The organism is Desulfovibrio sp. ZJ200 (assembly GCF_011039095.1).
In the GTDB taxonomy this organism is placed as follows: Bacteria; Desulfobacterota; Desulfovibrionia; order Desulfovibrionales; family Desulfovibrionaceae; genus Desulfovibrio.
This window is the reverse complement of sequence record NZ_JAAKEH010000075.1, coordinates 1-7,899: the sequence shown is the minus strand read 5'-3', so window position 1 is coordinate 7,899 and position 7,899 is coordinate 1. Positions and strand designations below refer to the sequence as shown.

11 protein-coding genes are annotated in these 7,899 nt (G+C 58.8%); 5 read left to right on the top strand and 6 right to left on the bottom strand.

Going from position 1 to position 7,899, the window contains the following annotated elements:
* The coding region (locus G7Y52_RS13935; RefSeq protein WP_165068458.1) for a transposase at positions 1-414 on the top strand (414 nt) is incomplete at its 5' end.
* A gap of 118 nt (positions 415-532) precedes the next feature.
* Here the strand turns inward: G7Y52_RS13935 and rpsI are convergent.
* Both rpsI and rplM read right to left on the bottom strand, forming a co-directional pair.
* Positions 533-925, bottom strand: a complete 393-nt coding sequence (rpsI, locus tag G7Y52_RS13930; protein ID WP_165072915.1) for a 30S ribosomal protein S9 — start codon at positions 923-925, stop codon at positions 533-535.
* Positions 926-938: 13 nt separating this feature from the next.
* On the bottom strand, positions 939-1,373 hold the full coding sequence (gene rplM / locus G7Y52_RS13925) for a 50S ribosomal protein L13 (protein WP_165072912.1): 435 nt from the start codon (positions 1,371-1,373) through the stop codon (positions 939-941).
* Between the two features lie 276 nt (positions 1,374-1,649).
* On the opposite strand from rplM, the gene G7Y52_RS13920 reads away from it, so the two are divergent.
* Positions 1,650-2,888 (top strand): HD domain-containing protein, encoded by a 1,239-nt coding sequence (locus G7Y52_RS13920; RefSeq protein ID WP_165072910.1) that lies wholly within the window; start codon positions 1,650-1,652, stop codon positions 2,886-2,888.
* 54 nt (positions 2,889-2,942) lie between these two features.
* Positions 2,943-3,677 (top strand): translation initiation factor 2, encoded by a 735-nt coding sequence (locus tag G7Y52_RS13915; protein ID WP_165072908.1) that lies wholly within the window; start codon positions 2,943-2,945, stop codon positions 3,675-3,677.
* 104 nt (positions 3,678-3,781) lie between these two features.
* Here the strand turns inward: G7Y52_RS13915 and G7Y52_RS13910 are convergent, their stop codons facing one another.
* The 4 genes from G7Y52_RS13910 to G7Y52_RS13890 all read right to left on the bottom strand — a co-directional run bounded on the left by G7Y52_RS13910 (position 3,782) and on the right by G7Y52_RS13890 (position 5,785).
* Positions 3,782-3,973, bottom strand: coding sequence for a hypothetical protein (locus G7Y52_RS13910; RefSeq protein WP_165072906.1), 192 nt, complete (start codon positions 3,971-3,973; stop codon positions 3,782-3,784).
* Positions 3,974-4,039: 66 nt separating this feature from the next.
* A complete protein-coding gene (gene dapA / locus G7Y52_RS13905) occupies positions 4,040-4,918 on the bottom strand; it encodes a 4-hydroxy-tetrahydrodipicolinate synthase (protein ID WP_165072903.1) in 879 nt (292 codons plus the stop codon).
* Positions 4,919-5,247: 329 nt separating this feature from the next.
* Positions 5,248-5,523, bottom strand: a complete 276-nt coding sequence (locus tag G7Y52_RS13895) for an HU family DNA-binding protein (RefSeq protein WP_165072899.1) — start codon at positions 5,521-5,523, stop codon at positions 5,248-5,250.
* A 70-nt stretch (positions 5,524-5,593) separates the two neighbouring features.
* Entirely contained in the window at positions 5,594-5,785 is a 192-nt protein-coding gene (locus G7Y52_RS13890; RefSeq protein ID WP_165072897.1) for a hypothetical protein, read from the bottom strand.
* A gap of 467 nt (positions 5,786-6,252) precedes the next feature.
* On the opposite strand from G7Y52_RS13890, the gene G7Y52_RS13885 reads away from it, so the two are divergent.
* A complete protein-coding gene (locus tag G7Y52_RS13885) occupies positions 6,253-7,248 on the top strand; it encodes a methyltransferase domain-containing protein (RefSeq protein WP_206215324.1) in 996 nt (331 codons plus the stop codon).
* 290 nt (positions 7,249-7,538) lie between these two features.
* Entirely contained in the window at positions 7,539-7,787 is a 249-nt protein-coding gene (locus G7Y52_RS13880) for a hypothetical protein (protein ID WP_206215323.1), read from the top strand.
* Positions 7,788-7,899: the final 112 nt, after the last annotated feature.

Sequence of the window (7,899 nt, the reverse complement as noted above, 5' to 3'; positions counted from 1 at the left end):
GGACGTTGGGAAAGGATAAGCATACTTTCAGCAATCCGGGTAACGGGAGAAACTTGCAGTGTTGTTTTTGATGGGGCACTGGATGGAAAAATGTACAATGCTTATATTGAAAAATTTCTTCTTCCAACGCTTAAAGCTAACGATGTTGTTATAATGGATAATTTGAATGTCCATAAATCAAAAACAGCCCAAAACTTGATAAGGGAAAAAGGCTGCAAGTATATTTTCCTTCCAGAATACAGCCCGGATTTAAATCCCATTGAAAAGATGTGGAGCAAAGTGAAACAATTACTTCGGGGTATGAAAGCAAAAACATGTGATGAACTGTACAAGTCCATTGGAAAAGCATTAAGTTGTATCACACAAAAAGACGCTGAAGGATGGTTTAAATCCTGTGGCTATGTAAAAAGTTAAAAGCAAAATGCTCTAGGGAGGTTTTCTTCATACAACCAGCAGGGGCGAGCCGCTGCCGCGACTCGCCCCTGCTGGATGACAAACCCCTTGTTGCAAAGAGGTTCGAAAAGGCAAGAGATTAACGCTTGGAGTACTGGTACCGGGCGCGAGCGGCGCGCAGGCCGTATTTTTTACGTTCCTTCTTGCGGGCGTCGCGGGTCAGAAAACCGGCTTTCTTGAGCACAGCGCGCAGGCCCGGATCTACCAGCAAAAGCGCGCGGGAAATACCGTGGCGCACGGCCTCGGCCTGCCCGGCGACGCCCCCGCCGGACACATTGACGCGCACGTCCAGTTTTTCGGCCAGCTTCGCCAGCACCAGGGGCTGACGGATGATCATCTGGAGGGTCTTGCGGGGAAAATACTCCTCAAAAGAGCGACCGTTGATCGTGATGCCTCCCGCCCCGGCGTAGACGCGGGTACGGGCCGTGGCAGTCTTGCGGCGACCGGTGCCGTATTCAAATTTCTCGCTCATGGCTCATGGCTCCTTAGTAAGGCAGGCTCAGCGGCTGCGGGTTCTGGGCCGCGTGCGGATGCTCGGCCCCGGCATAAATCTTGAGCTTTTTCAACATGGCGCGGCCCAGACGATTCTTGGGCAGCATGCCGCGCACCGCGGACATGAGCACACGCGAGGGCTTGTCGGCCAGCACGTCGCCCAGGGTGGTGGTTTTGAGGCCGCCCACCCAGCCGGAATGCCGGTAGTATTTTTTGTCGGTCATCTTGGTGCCGGTCACTTTGATCTTTTCGCAGTTGATCACCACGATAAAGTCCCCATTATCCATATGGGGAGCGAACTCGGGCTTGTGCTTGCCGCGCAGACGATGGGCAATCCGGCTGGCCAGACGACCGAGAACCTGATCCTGAGCGTCAACCACAAACCACTGGCGGTTGATGTCTTTGGGGGTAGGGCTGAACGTCTTCATGAAAATGAACTCCTCGCAGGCAAATATGCGTCAGCCGTCAGGCTGAAAAAAATTCGTCGGCGACGCGCTGTCTAACGGGGGTGACGGCGCTTATCGCAGCAAAGACGGTTTAAATACGCCAAAGGGCCGGGAGTGTCAAGCAAGAGACCGTAACGACAGAGAGGCTTGAACTTTTCAGCACGCTGACATATATGTTTGCCAGAGTTCTGTTAAGGTCTGCGGCCTCCCTGTCCCTGCTTCTTCCCTCGTTTTTCTGCCCTTTCCCAAGGACTTTCCATGCCTGTCATCCGCAAGAGCCTGCTGCAATTGATTTTTTCCGGCGCCTATTTATTGCGCTGGAACGACAAACTGCGCCCCGTGGAACTGCTGGAAATCGACAAGCAGGCTCATAAAATGCTCCTGGCCTGCGTGCTCTGGCACGAGAATGCCCGGCATCTGCCCGAGGCGGAGCGTTTGGCCCTGGCGCGCGACATTATTGAGGGCGGCCTGTTCGACTATTTTTACCGGCTGATCATCACGGACATCAAGCCGCCGGTTTTTTACAAAATAAAGGAAAACCCGGCTCATTACCGCCAACTCACCGAACATGTGCTTGCCAGGCTTGAGCCTGTGCTTTCCCCTCTGGGCCCGTTTTGGGATCGCATGCGCGCCTGGCACCGGAGCACGGATGAAAGCGGCCTGGTCCGGCGCATTCTGACCGCAGCCCACCTTTTCGCTTCCCAGTGGGAATTTCATCTTCTCAAACCCTTGAACGGCTTTGACGATGAAATGGATGACATTGCCCGCTCTTTTGCGGAACGTCTCGACGCTTTCCGCTCGCTGGCGGGCATGGAGGCCATGCTCACGCCCAATACGGCGCTGGCCCGCCTGGCCAATCTCTGCGGGCAGTTGCGCTTCCAGATCCGCTGGACCCAGGCCCCGCGCATCCCGGCCACTTCCGTGCTCGGGCATATGTTCATCGTGGCGGCCTTCGCCTATTTTTTCAGTCTTTCGGTGCATGCCTGCACGGCCAGGGCCAATAACAATTTTTTCTGCGGCCTGTTCCACGATCTGCCCGAACTTTTGACCCGGGACATCATTTCGCCGGTCAAGCAATCTGTGGCCAGCCTGCCCGGGATTCTCAAGGAGTACGAGGAAGCCGAGCTGGAGCGGCGTATTTTCCGCCCTCTGCGCAAAGAGGGCTTTGCCGCGCTGGTGGAGCGTATTTCTTATTATCTGGGCCTGAGCGTGGGTTCGGAATTTCAGGAATGCCGCCGCGACGGCGAGAACATCGTCAAAGTGGCAGGATTTGAGGCCTTGCAGCAGAGTTGCAATGCAGACGCCCTGGATCCCAAGGACGGACAGATGATCAAGGTCTGCGATTGGCTGGCCGCCTTTCTCGAAGCGCACAGTTCCATCCGCAACGGGGTTTCCTCGCCGCATTTGCAGGAGGCCCAGGCCCGGCTCAAGGCCACGCTGTGCGAAAGCCCCCTGGAATGTCTGAAACTCGGCGCGTTGCTGGCCGATTTTGACTGAGACCGGCTTGCCCCGGACACGCCGGAGCCCGCATTGCGCGCTCAAGGATACTGCATGGCAAAGACGCTTGTTTGGATTCCGCTCCTGCTTTTGGCCGGGCTTTGCTGCCTTGAGCCGCGTCAGGCAGGCGCGCTGGACATCTCCAAGTCCGTATCGCTGTATGCGCGGGACATGGAATTTTATTATCAAAACAAGAATCCGGACGTGCTGCCCGGCCTTCTGCGCTCTTTCGACGCCCAGGGCGCACTGGCGCAGGGAGAGAAACGGCTCATGGCGGCTGCCTTTCTGGCCGAGGTGCTGCGGCGCGATCCCGCGGCCCGGCAACGCATCCTGCCGCCTTCAAAGACCTTGAGCCGCGACGGCAGGCGCACCCTGGCCTGGGTGGCGCATCTGGCCCAATTGGGCGACGAAGCCGCCCTGCTGGCAGATCTCCTCGGCCCGGAGGACGCCGTGCTGCTGCGCCAGATCCGCAGCAGCCCCGCGCCGCTGCTGCGCTGGGACATATATGCCGAAAAAACCGTCCTGCAAATGTATTGGGCGGCTTTTCTGGCTTTTGGCGACACTGCCTACCTGGACGCGATCATCAACGCGGCCCTGCGCTATGCCCGGCTCAAGGCCGGAGGCCGCCAGAACGAAGCCGATTTTCCGGTCTGCGCTTCTGCCGCCGCCTCTCTCTATGAGCTGGCGCCGCGGCACCAGGCGGTGCGCGCGCGCCTGGAGCGAGCTCTCAAAAATCTTTCCGGTCCGGAAGCCGAAACCCTGCGCGTCATTCTCCGCCAGCAACAATAGCCGCGCCAAGCCCTTTCCCGTGGGCCTCTTCAGCCCCGCTCTGCGCTGTACTCCGAAAATGAGGGCGCACCCCGGAGCGGATCATCTGTGAAATGCTGCGCGGCTTAGAGCGTTTTGCTAATGAAATTAGAGCAGATTACCTTTGACTTTTTATGAAAGTCAAAGGTGGCATGCAGGCGAAAAACGCGGTTTTCGCCTGCATGCACGCCGCGTTGCGGCGGCTGCCGCTTTCGCGTCAGCAGAGCATTTTCAACCTGAAAATTCGCTGACGGGGGCAAAGCCTCCCAGTCTCCCACGGGGCCTGCGGCCCCGGTTGCCGGCTCCCCATTCCAATTCCTGCAGTATTCAATCAGGAATTGGAATCAGAGCAGGTTTTGCTGCCGCAGCACGTCAATGAGCCTGGCCTTGGCCGATTCGCTGATGGGGCTGAGCGGCAGGCGCATTTCGGCCTCCATCTGGCCCATAAGCGCCAGTGCTGTTTTGACGGGAATGGGATTGCTTTCCACAAATAAAATCTGGTGCAGGGGGAACATTTCGTGGTGCAGGCGCGCGGCCCCGGCCAGATCTCCCTTGGCAAAGGCGTTGCACATGGCGGCCACGCGGCCGGGCACAAGGTTGGACGTGACGGAAATCACGCCTTTGCCGCCCAGCGCCATCAGCGGCAGGGCCGTGAGATCGTCGCCGGAAAGCACGCTGAAGCTCTCAGGGCAGGATTCCAGCACCAGGCTGCCCTGGACCATATCCCCTGTGGCCTCCTTGACGCCCACGATGTTGGAAAAATCGCGGGCCAGGCGGCTCAGCACCGGCGGCAGCATATTGCAGCCCGTGCGGCCCGGCACATTGTAGGGCACCAGCGGCAGGTCCACGGCCTCGGCAATGGCCTTGAAGTGCCTGTACAAGCCCTCCTGGGTGGGTTTGTTGTAATAAGGGGTAATAAGCAGCGCCCCGTCGGCTCCGGCCTTTTGGGCGAAACGCGCCAGTCGGATGGCCTCGGTCGTATTGTTGGAACCGGCCCCGGCCAGCACGGGAACCCGCCCCCTGGCCTGGTCAATGCAGATTTCAATGACCCGCTCGTGCTCTTCATGCGTAAGCGTGGCGGATTCGCCGGTAGTGCCGCACGGCACCAGGCCGTGGATGCCTTCTTTGATCTGGTTTTCAATAAAGGCGCGATACGCTGCCTCGTCAACGGCATTGTTCTTGAAAGGGGTCACAAGTGCTGTCATGGCGCCGGAAAACTGCATGTTCGACTCCTTTTTCTGCTCGTTGCAAGCGGTTTTCGCTGCCCGCGGAGCGCGTCGCCCCGCCATGCGCACCGCCCGGATTCGCCCCGGCATCTTCTGCGCATGCGTCCGGCTGACCGGCGGAATGCCGCAAAATACCTGTGGCCTCTAGAAGTTATTTCATACATCGCGCCTGGGGCGCTGTATGGGGATCACGTTGCCAAAAAACGCGGTTTTTGGCTCGTTTCCGGCGGCTATGCCGCCGCAACGCGGCGTACATTCAGGCGAAAATCGCGTTTTTCGCCTGAATGCCACCTTTGACTTTCATAAAAAGTCAAAGGTAATCTGCTCTATTGATTGATGAATTCCTTGAGTTCCTTGCCTGCGCGAAAAAAAGGCAGGCGTTTTGGAACCACCAAAACGCTTTCCCCGGTTTTGGGGTTGCGCCCGGCATAGCCGCTGTATTCTTTTATCTTGAAACTGCCGAAACCGCGGATTTCGATGCGGTCCCCGGCGAGCAGCGAGTTCTTCATGGCATCAATAAAAGTATTCACCACCAGTGAAGCGTCGTCAAAAGGAATATTCGTCTCTTCGGCCAGAGCCTTGATCAGTTCGCTTTTATTCATCACGCCTCCGTGGACACGTTCTACGTTTATCCCCGAAAGGTTCGGGGAAAAGGCGACAACGCGGGGACTCTTAGAGATTTTTATATCTATACCTTTTGTTCTGTAAGGTAAATAACTTGCGCCGGGCTTTTTTGCCTAGAGCATTTTCACTTTGAAAATGCTCTGCTGCCGCGAAAGCGGCAGCCGCCGCAACGCGGCGTACATTCAGGCGAAAACCGTGTTTTTCGCCTGAATGCCACCTTTGACTTCCATAAAAAGTCAAAGGTAATCTGCTCTAGGGTCAGCCCTCATGAAAACACCGTCCGCGAAAAGCCGAATTTTTTCGGCCGGCAAGGCGCAAGGCCAACATTGGGCGAAGCTGTATTGAGCATACCGCAAGGTCAATGTTGGCCTTGCAACGCCGCCGGACGTAAAAAGGCGGCTTTGCATGGAGTAATGAGGGCTGACCCCAGCCCCTGCGTCAAAACTCCACTGCGGCACAATGCCGGCAACGGCTGACGCACGCGGCGGGCATGGCTTCGCCCTGCCAGAGCGTTTAGTTAATTTCATTAGCAAAACGCTCTAAAAACTTCGCGCTGTTCGCGCCCTTTGCGGGCGGCGCTGCGGCGTCCGGGATAGTGTAGGCGCAGGCAGAGGCGGGGGCGAGGTGACGCCCCCACCGACGGCTTGGGGAAAGCCGCCACGGCCCCACAAACGGAAGGCAGCCGTTTGCAGAGTATCCGCCTGCGTATGTCCGCGTGGGACAGGGCAAGGTCTAGCACGGCGGACAGCGCCCGGCGCGGCGTGAATCTGCTGTTCAACCGCGCCACCAATGACATCAGCATCGAAGCCACGGAACGGGATTTGCGGACCGCCATCAGAGCGGCGGGCGTGGAAGACATGGCGGCGGCATTGCCGGACATAGCGCCGGACAGCCCGGACTTCCATCCCTGCATGAGCGCCGCCGAGCGCCCGGTTCTGCCTCTGGCCCGGCTGCATATCCGCCTGCCCATCGTGGCCACGCCGGACGGGACGGTCATCAACGGCATGGGGCGGCTGGAAGCCGCCGCCCGCAAGGGCCGCGCAACCATTCCCGTGGTGGAACTGGCGGAGGAGAAGGCCGACTTTGCCAGCGCCATGCTCAATCTCTTGAGCATGGACTTCCACTTTGCCGGGGATAACGCGGACTTTCTGCGCTACGGCGCTTTTCGCCGGGAATGGCTGCGCCGTATCCACCTTGGCCGGGCCTTTGTCCTGCCCGTCTATTCCCACAAACGCCTGGCGGACGTGGCGCTGGACGGCAAATTCATGAACAAATGGCGGCAGGTCTGCGGGGATTCCGTTCTGGACTTCGGCAGCGGCCAGGGGGACGAGGCCCGGATGCTCCGGGCAAAGGGCATCCGCGTGACGGAGTTTGAGCCGTATCCCGCCGACAGGGATACGGTGAACCGTGAAAAGGGCCGCACCTCGGCCATGAGCTTTCTTTCCGCCGTGCGGGCCGGTATGCCATTCAGCGCCATATTCGTTTCCAGCGTGTTGAACAGTGTGCCCTTCCCGGAGGACAGGGAGCATATTCTGCGCCTTGTGGCGGCCCTGTGCGGCCCGGAAACGGCAATGTTTCTCGCCGCCCGCTCCACGCTTCAGCCGTTGCCGCTTCAGCGGCTTACGGATGAAGACAGCAACTGGTTACTCGAAATGCGATGCCAAGGAATCGCTGTCGCTATCCGTAAGCGGCAGAGCCGCTAACGGCTACCGCCAAGGGCAGCGCGTGGGGCTGGCACGTCAAGGGCGGGGCCATGAGCAACCGGGCGTCCAGAGGCTGCCAATTCAAGCTGGCAATGGAGCCGGGCGTCCATATCGGAGACATCGCTAATGCGCCGAAAATCCAGAAGTTCTAGAGCGGTTTGCTGTTGCAAACGGCAACCGCTCTGGCGGCCGCGGGAGCGGACGCCCGCGCCGAATGAGCGTCCAGACCGCGTTCTGGACGCGAAATGATGGCAGCGCCGCTTTTGAAATTGAATAATTTCAAAAGCAAAATGCTCTATGAGCCGGAGGAGTGGCGGGCCTTGCTGGAACGCTTTTTCGGCCAGGTGCAAAGCGGCCATGCCGACGGCATGATGACGGCTATCTGCCGCAAGCCGCTGGCATGGCATCCGCACGAACTGGCCGAAAGCCTGCGCTTTGAGTTCAACCTGCCCTACCCGGACGGCAAGCGGATGGAACTTGCGTCTCTCGCCCTGGCCGCCTTTTCCCGTCGGCTGGGCTTTCCTCTGGAGCGGGACTGATGCGGGACTGGACCTTTCATGGCTTCGCCAGCGCCTTTGACAGCCACGTCCGGGAGCAACTGCCGTGGTATGAGCTGGCCAGCGCGGCAATGGGGCTGATTGCCCGGCAGTA